The organism is Ktedonobacter robiniae, from assembly GCF_016587375.1.
Lineage (GTDB): Bacteria > Chloroflexota > Ktedonobacteria > Ktedonobacterales > Ktedonobacteraceae > Ktedonobacter > Ktedonobacter robiniae.
The window spans coordinates 4,532,825-4,552,838 of the sequence record NZ_BNJG01000001.1 but is presented as its reverse complement, the minus strand read 5'-3'; the positions used below and the strand labels follow the sequence as shown (position 1 = coordinate 4,552,838).

17 protein-coding genes are annotated in these 20,014 nt (G+C 53.0%); 9 read left to right on the top strand and 8 right to left on the bottom strand.

Annotated features, from left to right (window positions below; translation table 11 throughout):
- Positions 1-17: 17 nt before the first annotated feature.
- Positions 18-860 (bottom strand): polyphosphate kinase 2 family protein, encoded by an 843-nt coding sequence (locus tag JMJ04_RS18935; RefSeq protein WP_201371988.1) that lies wholly within the window; start codon positions 858-860, stop codon positions 18-20.
- A 229-nt stretch (positions 861-1,089) separates the two neighbouring features.
- Here JMJ04_RS18935 and JMJ04_RS18930 point away from each other — a divergent pair, with 229 nt between their 5' ends.
- The gene (locus JMJ04_RS18930) at positions 1,090-1,752 is read left to right on the top strand and encodes a TMEM175 family protein (RefSeq protein ID WP_201371987.1); all 663 of its coding nucleotides are present in this window, start codon (positions 1,090-1,092) and stop codon (positions 1,750-1,752) included.
- 149 nt (positions 1,753-1,901) lie between these two features.
- Here JMJ04_RS18930 and JMJ04_RS18925 read toward each other — a convergent pair whose 3' ends face one another.
- A complete protein-coding gene (locus JMJ04_RS18925; protein ID WP_201371986.1) occupies positions 1,902-2,072 on the bottom strand; it encodes a hypothetical protein in 171 nt (56 codons plus the stop codon).
- Between the two features lie 114 nt (positions 2,073-2,186).
- Here JMJ04_RS18925 and JMJ04_RS18920 point away from each other — a divergent pair, with 114 nt between their 5' ends.
- The 7 genes from JMJ04_RS18920 to JMJ04_RS18890 all read left to right on the top strand — a co-directional run bounded on the left by JMJ04_RS18920 (position 2,187) and on the right by JMJ04_RS18890 (position 10,499).
- A complete protein-coding gene (locus JMJ04_RS18920) occupies positions 2,187-3,113 on the top strand; it encodes a LysR family transcriptional regulator (RefSeq protein WP_201371985.1) in 927 nt (308 codons plus the stop codon).
- 120 nt (positions 3,114-3,233) lie between these two features.
- Complete coding sequence (locus JMJ04_RS18915; protein ID WP_201371984.1) at positions 3,234-4,229, top strand: serine/threonine protein kinase; 996 nt, start codon at positions 3,234-3,236, stop codon at positions 4,227-4,229.
- Positions 4,230-4,363: 134 nt separating this feature from the next.
- Positions 4,364-5,149, top strand: coding sequence for a metallophosphoesterase (locus JMJ04_RS18910; RefSeq protein WP_201371983.1), 786 nt, complete (start codon positions 4,364-4,366; stop codon positions 5,147-5,149).
- Positions 5,150-5,525: 376 nt separating this feature from the next.
- Entirely contained in the window at positions 5,526-7,106 is a 1,581-nt protein-coding gene (locus JMJ04_RS18905) for an APC family permease (protein ID WP_201371982.1), read from the top strand.
- Between the two features lie 113 nt (positions 7,107-7,219).
- The gene (locus tag JMJ04_RS18900) at positions 7,220-8,047 is read left to right on the top strand and encodes an ACT domain-containing protein (protein ID WP_201371981.1); all 828 of its coding nucleotides are present in this window, start codon (positions 7,220-7,222) and stop codon (positions 8,045-8,047) included.
- A gap of 64 nt (positions 8,048-8,111) precedes the next feature.
- Positions 8,112-8,342, top strand: coding sequence for a hypothetical protein (locus JMJ04_RS18895; RefSeq protein ID WP_201371980.1), 231 nt, complete (start codon positions 8,112-8,114; stop codon positions 8,340-8,342).
- A gap of 606 nt (positions 8,343-8,948) precedes the next feature.
- Positions 8,949-10,499 carry an ammonium transporter gene (locus tag JMJ04_RS18890; protein ID WP_201371979.1) on the top strand — a complete coding sequence of 517 codons (1,551 nt, stop codon included), beginning with the start codon at positions 8,949-8,951 and terminating at the stop codon, positions 10,497-10,499.
- Positions 10,500-10,617: 118 nt separating this feature from the next.
- Here the strand turns inward: JMJ04_RS18890 and JMJ04_RS18885 are convergent, their stop codons facing one another.
- Positions 10,618-11,430, bottom strand: coding sequence for an LLM class flavin-dependent oxidoreductase (locus tag JMJ04_RS18885; protein WP_201371978.1), 813 nt, complete (start codon positions 11,428-11,430; stop codon positions 10,618-10,620).
- 170 nt (positions 11,431-11,600) lie between these two features.
- Between JMJ04_RS18885 and JMJ04_RS18880 the strand changes: the two genes are divergently transcribed.
- The gene (locus tag JMJ04_RS18880; protein ID WP_201371977.1) at positions 11,601-12,038 is read left to right on the top strand and encodes a hypothetical protein; all 438 of its coding nucleotides are present in this window, start codon (positions 11,601-11,603) and stop codon (positions 12,036-12,038) included.
- Between the two features lie 525 nt (positions 12,039-12,563).
- Here the strand turns inward: JMJ04_RS18880 and JMJ04_RS18875 are convergent.
- The 5 genes from JMJ04_RS18875 to JMJ04_RS18855 form a co-directional block, all read right to left on the bottom strand.
- Positions 12,564-14,186 (bottom strand): hypothetical protein, encoded by a 1,623-nt coding sequence (locus JMJ04_RS18875; protein ID WP_201371976.1) that lies wholly within the window; start codon positions 14,184-14,186, stop codon positions 12,564-12,566.
- Positions 14,187-14,338: 152 nt separating this feature from the next.
- Entirely contained in the window at positions 14,339-15,010 is a 672-nt protein-coding gene (locus JMJ04_RS18870) for a YczE/YyaS/YitT family protein (protein ID WP_201371975.1), read from the bottom strand.
- A 315-nt stretch (positions 15,011-15,325) separates the two neighbouring features.
- Positions 15,326-18,097: a WD40/YVTN/BNR-like repeat-containing protein gene (locus tag JMJ04_RS18865; protein ID WP_201371974.1), complete on the bottom strand. Its 2,772-nt coding sequence runs from the start codon at positions 18,095-18,097 to the stop codon at positions 15,326-15,328.
- A gap of 420 nt (positions 18,098-18,517) precedes the next feature.
- A complete protein-coding gene (locus JMJ04_RS18860) occupies positions 18,518-19,102 on the bottom strand; it encodes a hypothetical protein (RefSeq protein WP_201371973.1) in 585 nt (194 codons plus the stop codon).
- Positions 19,103-19,211: 109 nt separating this feature from the next.
- Positions 19,212-20,006 (bottom strand): sugar phosphate isomerase/epimerase family protein, encoded by a 795-nt coding sequence (locus tag JMJ04_RS18855; protein WP_201371972.1) that lies wholly within the window; start codon positions 20,004-20,006, stop codon positions 19,212-19,214.
- Positions 20,007-20,014: the final 8 nt, after the last annotated feature.

The following is a 20,014-nucleotide window of genomic DNA, read 5'->3' as shown; positions in this document are numbered from 1 at the left end:
CTCGTGCCTGGCAGGCCTTACTTCTCAGCCTGGACATGCATTTGCTTCAGAGCTTCCAACTCACGCTGACCACGCGCAAGCAAATCTTTTTGCCATTCGTCCTTAAATGGCTTCAGCGTATCTGCCAGCGTCTGGGCAATAACCAGGTTACGATACCACTTATGATTGGCGGGCACAATATACCAGGGTGCCTGCTTCGTGCTACATTTGCTCAAGGCGTCCTCATACGCCTCCTGGTAATCGCCCCAGAACTGCCGCTCCTTCCAATCATCAACGTTAAGCTTCCAGGACTTCTCTGGCTCGTCCTCGCGCGCCTTTAAACGCCTGGCCTGCTCATCTTTGCTGATATGCAAGAAAAACTTGACCACGATAGTACCGCTCTCAGTCAACATTTCTTCAAAGGCATTAATGATATGATAGCGTTTGTGCCAGGTATCCTCTGGCACAAGATTATGTACGCGCACTACCAACACATCCTCGTAGTGTGAGCGATTAAAAACTCCGAAGATGCCCCTGGGTGGTACATGTTGATGGACACGCCAGAGAAAATCATGTTGCAATTCATCCTGGGAAGGAGCTTTAAATGAATGCACCTGGCACCCCTGGGGATTCAAGGAGCTCAACACATGACGAATGGTGCCGTCCTTACCACTGGTATCCATCCCCTGTAGAATCATCAAAAAGCTATGCTTCTGCGCCGCCGCCATCAGCTCCTGCAGTTCTCCCAGTTCCTGGCTCAGTTTCTGCAACTGCTTCTCGGCTGCATCACGATCAATGTGGCTTGCGATGTGGTCGGGGTCATAGTCCTTGAGCTTGATATGATCGCCTTCTTTGACCTTCCACAAGAGATCCTTACTCATAGCTTTTATCCTTCTTTCTGCTCTAGAGGGTATGCGCATACCAGACAGCATGATTTCCGTTCTCTATGCCTTGACACGGTCGACCGCAGGGAAACGTTGCGTAGCAGGCCATAGGAACACAATACCAAGCATTCTTCTCTCGCAATAGTACAGCATAAGGGAACTTATTATACAATAGAGATAGAGGAAGGAGCGGCGTCAGAGACAAGTATATCAAAGGTAGTCACCTATGAATACTAAGAGAAATGCAAGTCTGGTTGAAAAGGAAACTGGACGCATCGAGGCTTTTAGCGATGGCGTCTTTGCCATTGCTATTACCCTCCTGGTGCTCGATCTCAAAGTGCCTGCCCTGGCCAATGGCGTCACCGCGAACGGTCTGGGCAAAGCCCTACTTTGGCAATGGCCCTCTTATCTATCCTTCTTTATTAGCTTTGCCACTATCCTCATTATGTGGATAAATCACCACGGTATTTTCAAACTGGTGCAAAAATCGAGCACACTTTTCATGTTTGCTAATGGTTTCCTGCTACTTCTGGTCACCATTGTCCCCTTCCCAACTGCATTAGTGGCCAAATATCTGACAACACCTGCTGCCTCGACGGCCTGCGCCGTTTATGCCGGAACCTTCTCGATGATCAACCTGGCCTATAATCTCCTGCTCTGGTCAGCGACCTATCAGCGACGCCTCCTTAAACCCACGGTCAAAACCTCTCAAATCCAGGCGCTCTTCCGCCTTTACCTGCTCGGATTTCCACTCTACTTACTGGCCCTCTTTATCGCTTTCTGGAACGCCTACGTCAGTATCAGCATCTGCCTAGGTCTCTGGGCACTCTGGATGTATGTTTCTTATGAACGCGAACTTGCACGCAGGGAGATACTTCCCTTGCAATGATATTGCGCAGCACTGAGCTGATTGCTTCCAATCCAATCCTGAACAGCAAAAGAGACAAAGCATCCTCAAACCGATGCTTTGTCTCTCCTTTTATGCACAACCTGATGTATTACCATCATTGCAACACGTCAAGCGGCATTGTATCCAGGCTATTCATGGCTGCATCTCAGGTGCGTGGCCCAGTAGCGCGCGCGTCGCTCCCACTCCAGGCCATTCAATCCTTCTCGACTATCTACGCCCCAGCGATAGGCAACGATTCCTAAAAGGAAAAAAAAGAAGAAGACAAAAGCGGCATCCATAATGTTCTCATCCTTCTGCATGTCTCCATGCGCATATAAGAATTTACCCTTGCCATAAGTGTAATATAGTGGTAGTATCAAGTCAAGGAAACGTTTTTGATATCTACCATCGATAAAAACGATAGGAAAACCAACATGGATGTACGCCAACTCACCACATTCCGCATGGTGGCGCATACGCTCAGCTTCAGCCGCACCGCCATTGCCCTTAACTATGTGCAGTCAAGTGTCACAACACAGATTCAAGCCCTGGAAGAGGAACTGGGGGTCAAGCTCTTTGATCGTCTGGGGAAACGCGTGGCGCTTACTGAGGCAGGGAAGAAGCTGCTCCTCTATAGTGAAAAAATTCTGGGGTTGGTGGATGAGGCGCGAAGCGCGGTTATGGAGGATGGAGATCCAGTTGGATCCGTGACGATCAGCGCGCCTGAATCGCTCTGCACCTATCGCTTACCCGGAGTGCTTCAACAGTTTCGTGCCAGGTTTCCTCGTTCGCGCCTGATCTTTCGTCCAACATTGGACCAACGCCAGAGCATTCACGAGGGAAGCATCGATGTTGCCTTTGTCCTTGAGGACCAGGTTCGCTCCAGCGCGCTTGAAAGCGAGCCACTCGCAGAGGAAGCCCTGCTAATGCTGGTCTCACCCGATCATCCCCTGGCGGCCAAACATTATGTAGAGACCGAGGATATCCGAGGCGAACAATTTCTCCTCACCGAGAAAGGATGCACCTACCGCAATGTCTTTGAGCGCGCACTCCATGCTGCTGGCGTCGACGCCGTGACCGACCTGGAGTTTACCACTGTCGAGGCCATCAAGCAATGCGCGATAGCAGGCATGGGCATCGCCTTTCTGCCGTCGCTTGTGGTCGAGACAGAGATCGCCCAGGGGAAGCTCATCGCCCTCCAGTGGGGGGAGCAACACTTTCAGGTGCTAACACAAATGCTCTGGCATAAAGAGAAATGGCTCTCGCCTGCCATTCAATCCTTCCTCAACGTTGCGCGAGAAGTCCTACAAGAGCCGGTTTCTCCACATGGTGGTCTCGCCATCGCGTCAGAAAAAAGGTAAAATACGCTCAAGAAATTTTTAGGCATATTCCCTGGTCTCACTCTACTCCTTTAAATTAGGGATATGCTATACTAGCGTCGCAGGTCCCAAATTGATCGTGATCGTATTGAAGAAAGGCCGATGGCACGCATGACCACAGCCTATAAACCCGGCACGCGTATTGATCATTATGAAATTATTCGCATGCTGGGTCATGGTGGGATGAACCGGGTCTATCTCGCGCGTGATCTCTCCGATCAGCGCAACGTGGTTCTTAAATTTCCTAGCGAAGATCTCATTGGCAATGTCGCGGTCTTTGAACGCTATCGACGCGAGGCAGAGATCGGGAACCGGCTGCATCATCCCTCGGTACAGGAACTGCTCAATACAGATGAGAAACGTTCACAAGAGTATCTCGTTGTGGAGTATATCAAAGGGCAGACGCTGCGCTTGCTACTGGAGGATCAAGAGGGCCAACCAGTGCCAACCAGCCAGGCGCTTCACATCACGCTCCAACTCTGCGATGCGCTTGCCTACTGCCATGAGCAGGGTGTCTTTCACCGGGATATAAAGCCTGAAAATGTCATGGTCACAGACGATGGAGCCATCAAAATTATTGATTTTGGCATTGCCCTACTCGAGGGGGCGCGCCGTGTGACCTGGCGCGGACTCTCCGGAACCGTAGGCACACCCGATTACATGTCACCCGAACAACTCAAAGGCGAGCGTGGCACCGCCAGCTCTGATATTTACGCGGTTGGCATCATGCTCTACGAAATGCTTTGCGGCCATACCCCCTTCGAGGGAGAAAATGTCTTCGCTATCATCAATCAGCATGTCTCGCAGGATCCTCCCTCACTGCTTCTCGCGAACCCGAACCTTTCACCCGCTCTGGCAACGGTGGTCATGCGCGCTATTCGCCGTGATCCGGAGAAGCGCTACAAATCGATACGCGATTTCTATCACGACCTGCGCAACTTTGAAGAGGTTCAACCGGTCCCCTATGAGCCAGAGGCGCCCAAACTCAATCAGTCCAGCCGGACCGCGCTTACCGCGACACTGATCATTCTCGCCATCTTTGTGGTGATCATCGCGCTTGGTTTCCTTGTACAATTTGTACATAATGCCCAGCATTGACTGCTCGCGCCTGCGGCGCTCGCCTGGGCAGTGGGTATGGTAAGCGCTGGCGACTATTGGTCGCCAGTACTTACCATACCCACTGCCCCACATAATTTACACAAGGATTGGCTATTTCAATAAATTCTATGGCAATGAATACTGCATCACCGCCAGTCTATGTTATAGGCGACATTCATGGACAATTCAAGTCGCTGCTTAAACTGCTACAGGCGGCACAACTCATTGATGACCATCACGCCTGGTGCGGAGGGAATGCGACGCTCTGGTTTATGGGCGATTTTGTGGACCGAGGCCCCCAGGGCGTTGAGGTGCTGGACCTCGTGATGCGTCTCCAGGTCGAGGCCGCTGCCGTGGGCGGCGCCGTGGCCTCCTTACTGGGCAATCATGAGATGCTCTTGCTGGCAGCCTACCGCTTCGGCAGACGCTCAACCGGACTAGGAAGCACCTTTCTCACACGCTGGAAACGCAATGGGGGCAATCAGAAAGATATCGCCAGCTTAACCTTGCGCCACCTCGACTGGATGGCGCACCTGCCCGCCATGGCCATCGTAGATGAGACCCTTCTGCTGCACGCCGACGCCCCCCTCTATCTTAAATGTGGGCGCACCATCGACGAGGTCAATATCACCTTTCGCAAGCTGCTAAGCCACAGCGATGCCCTGGCCTGGGAAGAGATGCTGGAAGACTTCGCCAGGCGTGGCGCCTTTCTCCATGCCCAGCACGGCGAGGAGTTCGCGCGCCGCCTCTTAGGCATCTATGGTGGCAAGCAACTCCTCCATGGCCATACACCAATTCACCTTATGCTTGGCTGCTCCCCTAAAAAGGTTGAGCATCCCTGGATCTATGCAAGTGGCTGCTGCATCAATGTTGATGGCGGCCTCTATTTTGGCGGACGCGGCTTTGTACACCAACTCTAATAGACGCCAGCACCTTGGCCTGCGCCAGCCATAGAAGCGGGCCAATCCCCTCTTTTCCTGACTTATTGCCCCTCTGTACAAATTGACTATCCCACTGAGCTGAGAGATTCAAATTCCGCGCAAAGAAGAACTGGCTCTCCTCAAAGGACGCTCAAGAAAAGCGTGATTTTTGTGCATCTTACACAAAAATCACGCTTAAAATTTTCTGTTTTACACATAGTATCTCTGCCAAAAAATTCATATACTTTGCTCTAAGAGATATTTGGAACAGGTACGCACCGGACGCGAACCTCTCTCCAGGTGAGCAAAGACGACCCCTCTCCATGGTAATGACGCCATATGCACGGTTCAAACCAGTTTAAGAAGGGAGTCTGACATGGCAACTCAAAACCCAAGCGAAGTCAAAATGGTACCGACCCTTGGTCTCACCGGTGTCACGATCAACGCCATGGCGCTTATCGCGCCTGGAGCCTTCCTCTGGACCACCTATCAGTTGCAAGCCAATCCCTCCTCCGCAATGAACATGTGGGCCTCGGTCTTCATTGCAACTGCGATTGCCTTGCTCACAGCCGTCGCTTACTCAGCGCTGGCGAACCGTTACCCTGAAGCAGGTGCTGGTAGCTCGTATTATTTCGCCGAAGCCTCAGTGCTGCATAAGGAAGAGCATCGACACTTCAAGTTCGCGCGCCTGAGCAAGTTCCTGGTTGGCTGGGCCTCTCACCTGTATTACTGGATCTACCCGGGCGTGATGGTGGCCTTCATGGGCCTGCTTATCACCTACATTATCCAGACATTCTATCCCGACTTTGGCGCACCCTGGCAAGAGGTACTGGTATGTGTGGTCTTCGCCGGAATCGTCGGCGCCATCGCCTATGTTGGCGTGACTGGCTCGACGCTGGCAAATATCGTTATCAACGTGATTCAGATCGTCGCCCTTGTCACCTTCTCTGTACTTGCCATTATCTATCGTGCTCAGCATCCCGCGATGCATTATCTGCACACCAGCGCACTGAGCGTGATTATGCCACATGACCTCTCAGGTCTTATTCAGCAATCCACTATCGCCATCTTGCTGGTTGTCGGCTTTGAATCGGCGACGGCCCTGGCTGCCGAGTCCAAGAATCCTGGACGCGATATTCCGCGTGGCGTCCTGCTCTCCCTGGTTATTCAGGCGGTTGTTTTCTACTTCCTGGAGTACTTCGCCGCAAACTACTTTATCAACACGGGCTACCATGCCGCTGGCAAGACTGGTTTTGACGCCGCGTTCGCCTCTGGGGCGCCCATTGGGGACATGGCGAAAATCATTGGCGACCAGATGCTTGGTGGTAATGGCCTGGCTTTCGCAGTGATCCTGGCCGCTACAGTTGTTATCGCGCTCATCGGTACTGCGCTCTCCTGTCTCAACACAGGTGTTCGCGTAACCTATGCAATGGGAAAAGATACAGAGCTTCCCCTGGTCTTCGGCTTCCTGCATGGTAAATACCGCACACCACACGTCGGTGTGATTGTGCTCTCCGTGATCTCAGCCATCATTGGTAGCTACGGTGTGCTCAACATCGATAATCTCACGCAGGTAACACTCATTTCAAATATCGGCACGTTCTTACTTTATGGCCTGACTTGCCTCATCTGCATCGTCGCCTTTGCTGGTGCTATGGGGCGCAACTTCCTTACAACATTCATCTTTCCAGGGCTGGGAGCCTTGCTCAATGTCGCTATGCTGATCGGCGTGCTTTACTTCGCCATCGCTGGTGGTGGTACCACGCAGACAGACACAATTATCGCAGGAGCCTTCTCACTCCTCTGGCTAGTTGTTGGCTTCGCCTATCTCTACATTCGCAAGCTCGTCAAAGGTATTCCCATCCTCTATCCAGAGGACCACAAGGCGAACCTTGCTAGCGACAGTGATATTGTGCTTGAAACTGGTGGTGATAGCGCGCTGACAAGCGGCGACTAATAGCTTTCGATGCCGTTCGTATACCCCTTCGACCCCTTGTGCATAGAGGGATCGAAGGGGTAGGGGTCACAATATACAGGTAAGGACGCGCCTAGAGATGTAAGGAAACATCAATGGGACCAAAACATCAGCGAGCCTTATTCTGCATCGCAGAACGAGTCATGACGAGCAAGCGTAAACATGTACAGACTATTCGCCAACTCGCTGGTACGGAAGAATACTATCTCTTGATTATCCGTGAAATAGATCGCCTTGAGGGACAATTATGCAAAACACGCTCGCTCCAGGCACAGGCCACGCTAACGCTACTTGAATGGCTTACGACCCTGCACTATTTCAACTGGCATTGCGCCTACTGCCAGGAGCGGCCCTTCCAGGTCATGAGTCACATTATTCCATTACCACAAGGAGGAGGAACAACCGTTGAGAATTGCGTTCCGGCCTGCTATCGCTGTGGACGCTCTGGCAGAAACAAAAAGACCAATATGCTTGTAATTGGCAACTTGATGCAGTTAAAGACTAAAATGCAAGCAATAAAGGAGCAAGCGCAGTTAACGATGAAACAACTCAATCTCTCACTACTACCAGATAAATATGCTGTGTGTCAGTTCCACCCTGATAAACATATCCCTTACTGGGCTCTGCTCGGCGATTTTGTCTCCCTGACACGTACACCCGAAGAGCTCTCTATCGTCTGCCAGGAGGATAATGTTCCTGGCGATATTGAAGCGGAGCGCGGGTGGCGCTGTGTTCAGGTGCGTGGGGCCTTTGATTTCTCGATTGCAGGCATCAATGCCTCGCTGGCAATTCCCCTGGCAGAAGCCTACATCAGTGTCCTGGCCATCGCAACGTATGCGACTGATTACCTGCTGGTCAAAGAGGAGAATGTGGAACGCGCCTTGCAGGTGCTAGAACAGGCTGGACATATCATCGAACGCTAGCTTTGGATTACGCATCCTGGCAAGCGTACGTCACTACCCTTCTAGAAACGAGAACCGAAAATCTATGGATGTGCTGACGATCTTTGGAGCATGCGCCGTGGGAGTCATGCTACTTTCTTATGCCCTCGAACATCGTGCCGCTTACTGGGTTCTAGTCTTTGCCTGTGCCTGTGCGGCCTCTTCGCTCTACGGCTGGCTGGCTGGCACCTGGCCATTTGGCGTGGTGGAAGGCATCTGGGCCATAGTCGCCTTTCGCCGCTGGTGGAACCGCAAAGGGAACACGCACTCCTCCTGAGGCCATTCCTCTGCTCCCTCCCACCTTACAACTCAACATCATGCATTGAGTCTGCAGCTGCCTCTATCTGAGATCCAAACCTCTTCAACTCAGATAAGAGATATTGCGCTTCCCTGGCTCATGTAGCCTCTTACAGAGACCAGGGCCACGCTTTTTCTCTCGCTCCATATCTCGGGGCCTTCCTAACAGAAACGTCTCAAGTCTACTTGAATCCTCCCCACTTTAGATATGGGCATTTTAAACAAATCACCGCAGCTATTTTCTAAATAAATTCTCAATAAAAAGACCTTTATACTAAATGCAAGCTCAATAAAAGATCTTTTCTCTCAAGAAAGCCTCAACAAACCGCTTATCTTTGTAAAAATTGCACAAAAACAGGCGATCGATTTGTGACAAGTTGTATCTAAGAATATAAATTAAAAGGCTCTATACTAATCCATAGAACCGATGTACATCAATGATGATATTTACAGACTCCCTCCCTGGTGGCAGCGCCCCCCACAGGCGCTAACCACGATTACTCAGCGCCGAGTACGTTCGCCATCTGCTCGCATTGAGCACATTTCTTACTCAAGTTGTCTTTCGCACGAAAGGACTTATTGCAAGATGACGAAACTTCTCCGCACTACCTGGGAGCGCTTGCGCACAAACGCAAGCAATCCAATCGTTCGTAAGAACGTCGCACTCCTCATGACTGGAAAGTTGCTAGGCCTGGCTCTTGTCCTCACCGCGATGTGGGTAATCCTGCCAACAGTGGTACACGCAACAGTCCATGGTGCTCCGACTATGACACCAGAAATAAATGCCGTGAATACGGTATGGGTACTGGTTGCTGCGTTCCTGGTCTTTGGTATGCAGGTTGGCTTTGTTATGCTTGAGGCGGGCTTCGCACGCTCTCGCGAATCGGTCAACATCCTGGTAGAAGGTATCGCTGACACCTGCATCTGTGGCATTCTCTTCTGGGCCTGGGGCTTCGCCTTTATGTTCGAGCCTGGTACGCCCTTTATCGGCACCCAGGGCTTCTTCCTTATGGGTCTCCCCTCCACCTATCTTTCGACGGGTGTGCCCCTGCTCGCCTTCTGGGTCTTCCAGTTCGCCTTCGCTGATACAGCTTCGACCATCACCTCGGGTGCGATGATCGGCCGCTGCGGCTTCTGGGGCGACATCCTCTATAGCATTGGCGTTACCGGTTTCATTTATCCGATCATTGGTCACTGGGCCTGGGGTCCTGATGGCTGGCTCGTCGGCCTCAACTTCCACGATTTCGCTGGCTCGACGGTCGTTCACAGCATTGGCGGTGCCATCTCATTAGCGGGTGCTATCGCTCTTGGTCCTCGTCTGGGTCGCATCTTCAAGCGCGATGGCGGTGGCCCACCTGCGCCACACGACCTGATCATCGGTGCTGTCGGTGGCTTGATCCTCTGGTTTGGCTGGTATGGCTTTAATCCTGGTAGCACACTCTCTGCGCTCGATGCGGTTGGCATTGGTCGCGTCGCCTTCAACACTACGCTTGCAGCCTGTAGCGGTGGCCTGGTGGCTCTCTTCTACTCCTACGCTCGTACGAAAAAATGGGACCTAGGCCTCACTGTCAACGGCTTCTTAGGAGGACTGGTCGCCATTACCTGCCCCTGCTACTGGGTTGATCCTATTGGCGCGTTCTTCATTGGAGCAATTGCCGCTCTCGTCGTAATCTGGAGCATTGATGTCCTGGAGTACCTGCGCGTCGACGACCCTATTGGCGCCGTTCCTGTCCACCTGGGGGCGGGTATCTGGGGTACACTCTCTCTCGGTCTCTTCGCGTCGGGTGCATACGGTTTGCCGACACCCACAGGTGCCGACACCAGTTCGGTTGTCACAGGTCTCTTCTACGGTGGCGGGGCCACGCAGCTGCTCGACCAGGCCATCGGCTCTGGCGCGGTGGTGGCGGCAACCATGGTCGTCTCCCTTGTCCTCATGTTTGCGCTGAAATATGTGGGCGTGCTGCGCGTCTCCAAAGCGGGTGAGATTGAGGGCCTGGACCTGCACGAGCATGGCGCGGTCGCCTATCCTGAGTATGCTCTGATGGGGCTGACACCTTCCCTGGTGGGTCCTAACGGCCATATGCCAGCATCAGAGGAATATGAACTGACCGAGGCTGTCAGTGTAGGTGAAGATTAACTTCCAATACATAATCACAGCTAAACTTCAGAGGGTCGCAAGCCCCCTGAAGTTTTTTTAATATTTGCACATGCTCCCGACCGATGCTGCAAAAACACGTGTTGGGGCCATACCACCCCTACCACTTGACCTGTATATCTCCGGGAGGTCCCTTTCTGATGCGCCCCAACATGTCATAGCCACGATCCTTCTCCTCCCACATACTCTCGATCCACCAGGTAGCTCCCGCTTCGGCATAGGACTGGGCTATCGCGCGGGCCTGTTCTGGATCATTGCCTGGAGTCTCCCCTTCGACAATATACTCCAGAGGGACGCTATCAATGCGCTGTGCCTCAATCATAGCCCGACGCTGGCGAATCTCCTCGGGGCTGCCATGCATAAGCGCACCGTCCCAATGTGCTGCCCTTCGTACCTGGCTCGCCTTCTCTCCGCCTATGACCCAGATAGGGATACGCGGCTGCTGGAGCGGTTTATGGGTTGGCCATGGAACATCCGCCGCCATTTCTGTAAGCCGATAATGATGCCCCTCATAGGTCAGATCTCGCATAGAGGTTCCCTGCCACCACAACGACAATAAATCCAGACCTTCATCTAGCATCTGCGCCCTCTTACGATTTTCCTGCAAGCCAACCTTATCTAGTTCCAGCACACCTAAGCCAGCAGCCAGAATTACACGTCCATTGGAGAGATGATCCAGCGTTGCCACCTGCGCCGCGACAGTCCAGGGATGATGCTGAGGCAAGGGAGTAAGCATAGTCCCCAGGTGTATGCGCTCAGTCTTCATCGCAATAGCAGCCAGTCTAAGCCAGGCACTCCCATAGTCATCAGGTAAAAAGATAGCATCCCAGCCTGCCACCTCTGCCTCCTGCGCCAGTTCCACGACCTGCTTGTCGTTTCCCAGTAAGACAAAGCCATACTTCATACGCGCCATAACATTCCTTTCTAAAACACATCAGACCTTTTTCCTCCAGAGAGTATAGCGCTCCCTATATGACACCCTATGTCTTGTTTGCCTTTGCGTTCCGCTGGCTGTTGCTCTACAATCTATAGAGGAGTAACAAGCACAGATATCGATTAGAAAGTCGCGAAGGAAATATTTTCATGGTTTACATAGCTCAAGCATTACAGGTTGCGCTCCCCTTTCTCTGGCTGGGATTGCTACTGGGCATCTCTTTTTTGGAGACACCACTTAAATTCCGCGCACCCGGGATTACTCAGGCCCTGGGACTTGGGATCGGACGCCTGGTCTTTACCGCTCTCAATAGAATAGAAATTCTCCTGGTAGTCATCCTGATTGGCAGCTATGCTCTGCACTTTCCCAGCCTTCTCCTGGCGCTCCTTCTTGCTCTCATCATTATCCTTGTGCTCTACCAATCAATGAGCCTGCGTCCAGTCCTCAATCGCCGCGCCGAGCAGGCGATAGCAGGCAATCCGCTCCCCACTACCCATCACCACAAAGCTTTTATTCTCGTCGAAAGTCTTAAGGCTCTTATCCTACTAGCGCTTGGTTGGCTCGCTCTCCTCGCCTATATGAAATAGTACGGCTAGCAGACCCGGAAGAACCAGTAGCCACTCATCATTACCACTATATTGACGTCTTTGTTAGGGTGTGCTAATATCTTATTAGAGCAGTCGGAAATATGATCATTTACCAGAGATGGATCAGAGTTTGGTTTGGCCGGGCGTATCATCCCGATTGAGAATCAGTCAAAGGAGCCAGAGGCATGAAGCTCATGCATAATGAAAAGTCTTGTACCCTGTGCAACGCATCACTAGGTTGGTGGAACACTCAGTCCTGCGTCAAGTGCGGGCATACCATTTGCAACCGTCACGCATGCAAAATGCGCCGTCCACATAGTTCGGTTCTGTTCTCCTATTGCCCACACTGCTCACCTAAAACGCAGACCACACCACATACGCATACAGTGACACCCCTTGAGGTGGAGACGCTCCGCTATTCGCACGCCTAAGGCTCCTTGGGCCGCTCACCCAAAACATAACTTAACAAGACAAAGCCCTAATAGGCCAGACGCACTATCAGGGCTTTGTCTCGCTCCAGAGTAACTACTTGCCCACGTGTATAAGCTCGTGCAGACGCGCAGCAGCTTGATCACGCGAGAGATTGTTGGCCAGCAAGGCATCCAGGATCGCTTCAATCGCCGCGTCTTGCGACAAAGCAGGCTGCTCCTCATGACCTTCTTCCGATACTACACCCGTGGGTTGCTGAACTACTACAGAAGAGGGCTTCTCCTCATGTGGCACCTCGCTCCCTTTGAAGAGATGCTCACGAAGCGCGGTTGGCAGATAGATACCCACCAGGACGCCGCCAACCAGGAAGGCACTAAGTCCTCCCTGCGCCGCCAGCTGCCAGTTCGACACAGCTGAACCAAGCAGTGTGGTAACACCGGTATACAATACCACTGCCAGGCCAATCGCACCCGCCAGGACGCCTGCTCCCAGAAGGGTGAGCACATACCCACGACGCGGTCCCGCTACCAGTTCGCCATCCCGTTTATATACTCTGCGCACATACCAGTCTACCAACACATAGCAGGCCCCGCAGAGCACCAATGCCCAGGACTCAAACCACGCCTGGTGATCTACCAGCACTCCATTGGTTGGGAACACTATCTCCAGCTCATTAAAGAGTAATCTCCCTAGCCCCCACCAGAACGCACCCGCCAGGACGGCCCCTACAATTGCCAGCATGGTCAGGCGCAATACTTCCAAACGCGTCAATTCCTGGCGTATGCTACTGTTCAATGACCAGACATAGATGCCAATGAGAAGCACCCCCAACACCAGGGGCGAGAAGAAATCATATGTTCCCTGATATCCCAGAATCTGCGCCAGGTGGACAGTATCTCTATACCCCAGGTGAAGCAGCACAACAATCGCCAGAAAACATCCTCGCAGCAGGAAGGCCACACCATAGGCCAGGCCCAGGCCATGAAAGATCAAACGTGTCGCCATGGATCGATCCTGACGTGCCATCCAACTGTAAAAAATCCAGCTTCCCGCGACCCAGAGCAAGGAGATCAGTAGCCAGAAGGGGTTGGCAGGATTGCAGGAGGAATTCATATCACACTGGGCAGCACCACCAAAGAAAAGCGTATCGATCACCTCTCTGATCGCAGGCACAAACACGAAGAAGGCCGTCACAGTGAACAATAAAACGAGTTGCACACCGAAGATGTGGATGCGTTGAAAGACAAGCGCGAGTCCCGTAGGCTCACCAGTGCGTCGACGCTCAAGATGTACCAGGCAGGCTAGAAGCAAGAAGGAGAGAGCTGACGACCAGATGAAGATGACACCGCTATAGTAGGTCGACGCCAACGACGAGAGTGCCGCGCCCAGCAATGGCACACCAAAGGCAACGCTTATCCCTTCGGTTGTGTTCAAGAAGAAGGAACGGATAGCGCTGTGTGCTGCCTGAGGTTCTTGCCGGAGATCACGGCATATGAGCCAGTAGTGCAGGCCACCTAAGAGGCCTGCAATGAGAAATGCCACACAGGCATAGCTCACAGCCTGCACGAATTGCGCCTGTGCCGGTATACTCTGATATGTGCCACGCAGGGGCGTAAACGCGAGGCCTGTCGAGAGCAGCGAGCCAAAGGCGGTAATCGCAAAAATCAATAATGCCGTGGCAACCGCATATAAGTAGAAACGATAGAGGCTTCGAGCCATTACGAGCCCTCCTGTCCAAAGGTTATTGCAAACGCGGCCATATCTAGATTAATAGTTAGATGCATTAACCTATGGCCTCTCCTTATCAATACTTACCACTCTACGCCTCTTAGCATACAGCCTGGCAGAACAAGAGGGATGGGTCAAATGCCCTATTTTTCGCCCGAGAGGGTCGCGTTTTCTCCGACAGCATCCATATGGGCCTGCGCCACGGGCCTGGTATGGGAAACCAGATGCATCCACGCCATAACCTTCTTTAGCAGGTAAAAACTTCCCTCAACCGCGGGTCCGATGCCCAGGGCAAAGATGAGTGTGCCAATACCCACGGTGCCGCCCAGCAGGAACCCTATCACCAGCACACACACCTCGATAGAGGTACGCACAATCGCCACGCGCAGCCCGGTGAGGGTGTGCAGGCGCATCATTAAGCCATCGCGAGGTCCCGTGCCCAGACGGGGTGTAATGTAGAAGGCCGTTCCCAGGCCAATGACGCCTACGCCAAGTGCATTGCAGAGCAAGCGCCAGAACAGCGCCAGGTGTCCTATATCTGGAATAACATTGAAGCGCAAAAGCAGGTCCACAAAGGTTCCGATAAGGAACATATTCAAGATGGTCCCTACGCCGGGATAGACCTTGAGCGCCAGCGTCAACACAATCAAAGCCGCGCCAACCACGATATTGGCCATACCAAAGGAGAGCGGAGTATTCCGGCTAATACCCTGGTGAAAGACATCCCAGGGGTCTAGTCCCACACCAGAGCGATAGGTCAGTACGATGCCAAGCGCGTAGAGGAATAAGCCAGCGATAACCACCAGCAAACGCAAAAAATACTTCCATGAAAAGAGAGAGCGCCAGAAGATATGCCGCATGTAGTATCCATTCTTCTATATATTCTACTCAGGACTTCTCGCCACCTTGTGGCTCGTTTGAGTATATATGATGGAGTGAGGAAAATGCCGCAGGCATTTTCCTCACTCCATCATATGCTCCTACAGAAAGCGTATAGTATGTCCAGCTGCGGTACAACAGCCAATATACAGAACATAGTGCCAACCAATAGGAAGCCCAGGCCATAAAAAAAGGGGACCCTGCGCTCAATTGAGCGCAGGGTCCCTGGTACGGACTGACAGGGCAGTCACTTAGTCGTTGGAGAGATTGAGCCGCCAGGCGCTGCGCCCATGTGTGGCCGCATAGAGCACGCGTCCGGACTCGGAGATGGTCAGGCTATAGACAGCCACCATCGGCAAACCCTTAGCGGCGGTGCGCCAGTGCGAGCTACCCTTGCGCAGGACATCGACACCAAAGTCGGTCGCGACATAAAGGTTGCCGGTCACGCTGTCATAGGCAACGTTCGTGATAGGCTGATCGCCCAGGTTAGCGCTGATATCCTTCCACGACGCTTTGCCCGTCGCGGGATTGTAATGGACATCGAACACATGACCTGTCGTATTGGGAGTATACGCGTCATACCCCGAGAAGGAGATGTAGGCGTGATACTTATCCTTCGGATCAACCGCGATACCGCTGATAAAGCGATTGGGCTGTGCCGAGGTATCGATACGTGTATAGGTCACGTTAGCGGCGGGAGCATTGGCGTTGGTCGAGATGAAGAGACGGCCACGGCGTGTCGCCGCCCAGAGCGTCCCCGTATCACTCGGCGCACGCTTAAGGGCTACCACATAGCTACCGCCCTTATCTGTGCCAAAGGTGGAGTCTACCAGGTTGGGACCCAGGGGGACCCAGTCGCCACACTGTACCGTGAAGTCTCCTGTGATCTCGTTGCAGTGCTGATCCATGTACGCCTGGGGACCACCACTATCCTGCGTGCGCCACACGTGCTCCAGGCCGACAAACATCGTCTGGCTCACCTTGGGATCGCCAATCAGAGGCACATAGAACGAGGCCGCCTCTCCACTCGCGAAGAGCGGGTCCGCCCAGTAGTCCCAACCATTGGGATCGTTGCCACGGAAGTTGACGTCGCCATTTGGACCATAGTAGGTGTGCATACGAATAGTGGGGTTGCCAGCGTCAATAACCGAGTTGCCACCATCGCCGCCCACGGTCTGTGTCCAGACGGAGAGGTTTGATGGCGTGCTGGCAAAGGTGCCGTTATCCTGAGTACCACCAATCAGGTCATGCTTGGGATCCTTCGGGTTGACCGACAAGCTCTGGAACTGAAGGGTTGAGAGACCATCGTTGAGACTGTAAATGCGCGTTGGAATCGCCTTCAGCCATGCCTGACAATCCGTCAGATCAGTCCCCGAGATGCCGCGATTCGCGCAATCGCTGGAGGTATCCGCGAACTGCCCACTTGTACGTACAATACCACCATCCGAACCCAGGAAGGCAATATCGGGATTGCTGGGTGCGAAGGCGATGACGTGCTGGTCGGGATGCATACCCAGAGGAGGATTCTGGGTATCATTGGTCATATCGGTAAAGCTAACACCAGCGTTGGTGGAGCGCTGAACCGCGCGACCATTGGAAGGCGGGGTCGTGGTAAAGATCTCGTCATACTGCATCTGCCCGCCAATCCAGACGGTATCTGGATGTCCGGCAGGAGATTCTACTGGCATGTCATAGGTACACTGTCCACCACAATAGTTGTACGACGAGTAGCCAGGAGTGCCGGGAGTCTGACTTGAGAGATCAAGCCAGCCCGGATTGGCTGTACCATTCGTCAAAGTGCTGGCTGGCACATTCGCATCATCGACGCGGTATAGCTGTGCAGCAGAGCTGCCGCTATCGCCAACATAGATGCGCAGTTTATTTCCATTGGGGGCCAGCGCGAACTCGGTACGCGAGAGTGAGCTATTGGCAACTGTGCCCTGACCAGCGGAGGCAAAGACCTGCTCAAACGAGCCGTTATTACTACGATACACGCCATAATCAAAGACGGAGAAGTAGACCTGCGTCGTTGCACCCTGGTGATAGAAGAGCACTTTGCTTACACCACCACGGAAGAAGTCATTGCCATTTGGAGAAGAAGGATCGACGGTATCGCTCTCTTTGCTAAAGACCAGTTTAAAGGTCTTACCGCCATCGAGCGACTCGTACAGGCCAACGACTGGCGCGTGGGGAGGCGTAAAACGTCCACCATTGACCGCGGACGAGCCGTGGCGCGCAACCGCCGTACCAATGTAGATATGTTTGGCGTTCGTGGGATCAACGGCGACCGAGCTAATTGCGCGATCCTTGGCTGCCGGGACGCTGCCCTCAACCAGTTTCCAATGCTTGCCATAATCGGTTGACTTGAAGAGACCAACGCCTGCCTCGGAGTCGCTTGAGCCGTTCTGCTCGCCCGTGCCAGCATACAGCGTCCGTCCCGAGTGATCATTGGGATCAAGCACAATCGATCCAATCGCGTTGGAGGAGAGGCCATCCGAAGAATAGGTCCAATTGGGTTTCGCAGCCAGACCATTCTCAGTCGACCAGATGCCGCCACCAGCCGCGCCAACCCAGACACGACAGAGCGTAGCATTACAGTCGTTGGCCACTAAAATAACATTCATGCGGCCAGATGTAACGGTAGCACGCCCGGTGTAGGTAGCCTGAGGTGCAACCTGGGGAGTGCTAGGACCCACAAGCTGCCAGTCACCGTTACTGTTTGACTTGATGTTGGCTGGCATCGCCTGCTGGGTAACAGCAAGATGGGCATTATAGGCAGTGTTGACACGCGTATAATCGATGTACGTTCGTGGATAGGCACGATCATCATACTGTTGTGCCGCCGCCTCCGCTTGCCCCTCAGGACCGTCCTCATACAGGGCATCTCCATCGGGATTGTTATAGAGGAAGTGATTGTAATGTGGCTGCACTGGCCTGGCATATGCGGCAGTTGTGCTAAAAAGCATAAGTGCGGCACAAATGCTCGCGATGACATAGCGCCGCCATACGTGGGAGCGAGACATACGCGAAAAACCTCCTTGCTTTTGCGAGGACACGACTGATAGCACAGATTATTTAATCAGAAATCAGTCAAGTATCTCAGCACGATAAGAACACAGTCTTATCAACTGGATACATCGCGGGCCATACCCTACTACCCCATGCACTCTCCAGGCATACACGGTCCTGGCACATAGCTGTCTCAAAAATCATGTGCATGTCCGTATATGCTTTTGTTAAGTTGTACGTATAGTAGAAGGGAACCAGGCCCTCCCCAGAGCCGTGTGTGATGAACTGCATCCTATGCAGTGTGAAGGGAGCAGGGAAATGCCATGTAAGCACATCAATAATAGCAAAAATGGCAGAAATGCTTTTGTTGCTTACATGTTTATAAGCATACCGTTAAGTTTGAACAATGTCAATATATATGCAAGAACATGTTTTCAAGCGATTGCAAAGTTCTGTGAATAAACCTGCGTTCCGCCACCAATCGTATCTGGATCTGGAGCTGGATGATAGGCCAGAACGACACGATATGTTCCCACAGTCCATATACCCGGCGTTGTTGCGGGCTGCATGCCTGGAAATCTGGGTTTAAGCACAATGAACTTGCTCGACTGGGCTGTGATCGCAACCATACTTGTTGCGGAGAAAGAACCACAGAGACGTTGGACCTGCCAGCCCGCGCTGGTCTGGCGCTCAAGTTGGATAATCGTGCAACTGGAGGGATTGATCGCGGCAAAGATGCTTTGCGCAGAACGATTGGAGATCGTTATCGTTATCGCCTCCTGTCTCGCATAGGATGTCTTACTGACAATAACCTCCACAGAGGTGGAAGCGCCAGGCGTCTTCTGCGAAGGCACCGGCGTTGGGGCACCAGGAGTAGCAGTTTTTTCGGGGGGAGTTGGAGTCTCCCCTGGAGTGGCGCTTGAACCAAAACCTGGCTGAGTGCCACTCCCGCAAGCAGCCATACCTAATGGCAACACGCAAAGCAAACACAAAGAGAAGAACACAAATGTACGACGCATACTATGCACCTCCTTCGCAGATACAACGAAGCGGAGCCAGAAAAGTTCCAGGGCCCAAAACGTCATGCGCTGCTAACGCAGCGCATGACGTTTTGGGCCTCAAGCTGCGCTAGCGGTGTATACTACCCTCCCATTGCTCATGCAATGCCTCAAAGGCTGGAGCAACCTGCACCGCGAAATCATCCCAGTTGCACTCGATCGAGATACGATGATCATAGCCAGCCTGGTGAAGCACCCGAAAATAGGGACGCAGGTCCTCGCCATGGCGCCCCGGGGCCGAGCGTCCCGTATGTTCTGCCACATGCACGTGTGCAAGATTCCGCGCAACCGGGATAAGGGTCTCAGGAGCCTCATCATTACAGGCCATATGATACGTATCTGCCAGCAAGCGCACATGCGATGCGTTCAGACTTGCGACAAAGGCCCCCGTTTCACTGACCGTATTGAAGATATTGCTCTCCTCATAGCGCAGAGGTTCCAGCACAAGCTCGACCCCATACCTGCTAGCCCAGATATTCCAGCGCTCCAGGTACACTCCAAGCTGTGACAGGGCCTCATTATGCGCATAACCTTCTGGACAGGCACGCGCCCCGCCACTGCCAAAGACAATCAAACGAATACCGGCCTCCGCCGCTCGTTGGAGGGCTGTTTGCACATAGCGCTCAATGCGTGAGCGATCTACAGGTCGCGCGGGAGTAGCGATCAACGCCAGGTCTCCGGGCAGGAAAACATTAGCTGTCTCAACAGGAACGGGCAAAGTGCGTGCAAACTGTAGCTGCTCCAGAAAAACTTCTCTGGGCGCCTCTGGCACTAGAAAACGCTGCACACTCTCCTCAAGATAATCAAAGGGAATCGTTTTGAGTGCGGCAACCTCGCGCATGGATGCACAGATACCAAACCTCATCGTGAAGT

What these genes read in the sequence shown, in the direction of transcription:
- JMJ04_RS18895 (WP_201371980.1), top strand. Translation starts at nt 8,112, where the DNA reads ATGGATGTGCTGACGATCTTTGGAGCATGCGCCGTGGGAGTCATGCTA.
- JMJ04_RS18880 (WP_201371977.1), top strand. Translation starts at nt 11,601, where the DNA reads ATGGTTTACATAGCTCAAGCATTACAGGTTGCGCTCCCCTTTCTCTGG.
- JMJ04_RS18900 (WP_201371981.1), top strand. Translation starts at nt 7,220, where the DNA reads ATGGGACCAAAACATCAGCGAGCCTTATTCTGCATCGCAGAACGAGTC.
- JMJ04_RS18865 (WP_201371974.1), bottom strand. Translation starts at nt 18,097, where the DNA reads ATGTCTCGCTCCCACGTATGGCGGCGCTATGTCATCGCGAGCATTTGT.
- JMJ04_RS18905 (WP_201371982.1), top strand. Translation starts at nt 5,526, where the DNA reads ATGGCAACTCAAAACCCAAGCGAAGTCAAAATGGTACCGACCCTTGGT.
- JMJ04_RS18860 (WP_201371973.1), bottom strand. Translation starts at nt 19,102, where the DNA reads ATGCGTCGTACATTTGTGTTCTTCTCTTTGTGTTTGCTTTGCGTGTTG.
- JMJ04_RS18930 (WP_201371987.1), top strand. Translation starts at nt 1,090, where the DNA reads ATGAATACTAAGAGAAATGCAAGTCTGGTTGAAAAGGAAACTGGACGC.
- JMJ04_RS18915 (WP_201371984.1), top strand. Translation starts at nt 3,234, where the DNA reads ATGGCACGCATGACCACAGCCTATAAACCCGGCACGCGTATTGATCAT.
- JMJ04_RS18935 (WP_201371988.1), bottom strand. Translation starts at nt 860, where the DNA reads ATGAGTAAGGATCTCTTGTGGAAGGTCAAAGAAGGCGATCATATCAAG.
- JMJ04_RS18925 (WP_201371986.1), bottom strand. Translation starts at nt 2,072, where the DNA reads ATGCAGAAGGATGAGAACATTATGGATGCCGCTTTTGTCTTCTTCTTT.
- JMJ04_RS18920 (WP_201371985.1), top strand. Translation starts at nt 2,187, where the DNA reads ATGGATGTACGCCAACTCACCACATTCCGCATGGTGGCGCATACGCTC.
- JMJ04_RS18885 (WP_201371978.1), bottom strand. Translation starts at nt 11,430, where the DNA reads ATGGCGCGTATGAAGTATGGCTTTGTCTTACTGGGAAACGACAAGCAG.
- JMJ04_RS18890 (WP_201371979.1), top strand. Translation starts at nt 8,949, where the DNA reads ATGACGAAACTTCTCCGCACTACCTGGGAGCGCTTGCGCACAAACGCA.
- JMJ04_RS18875 (WP_201371976.1), bottom strand. Translation starts at nt 14,186, where the DNA reads ATGGCTCGAAGCCTCTATCGTTTCTACTTATATGCGGTTGCCACGGCA.
- JMJ04_RS18855 (WP_201371972.1), bottom strand. Translation starts at nt 20,006, where the DNA reads ATGAGGTTTGGTATCTGTGCATCCATGCGCGAGGTTGCCGCACTCAAA.
- JMJ04_RS18910 (WP_201371983.1), top strand. Translation starts at nt 4,364, where the DNA reads ATGAATACTGCATCACCGCCAGTCTATGTTATAGGCGACATTCATGGA.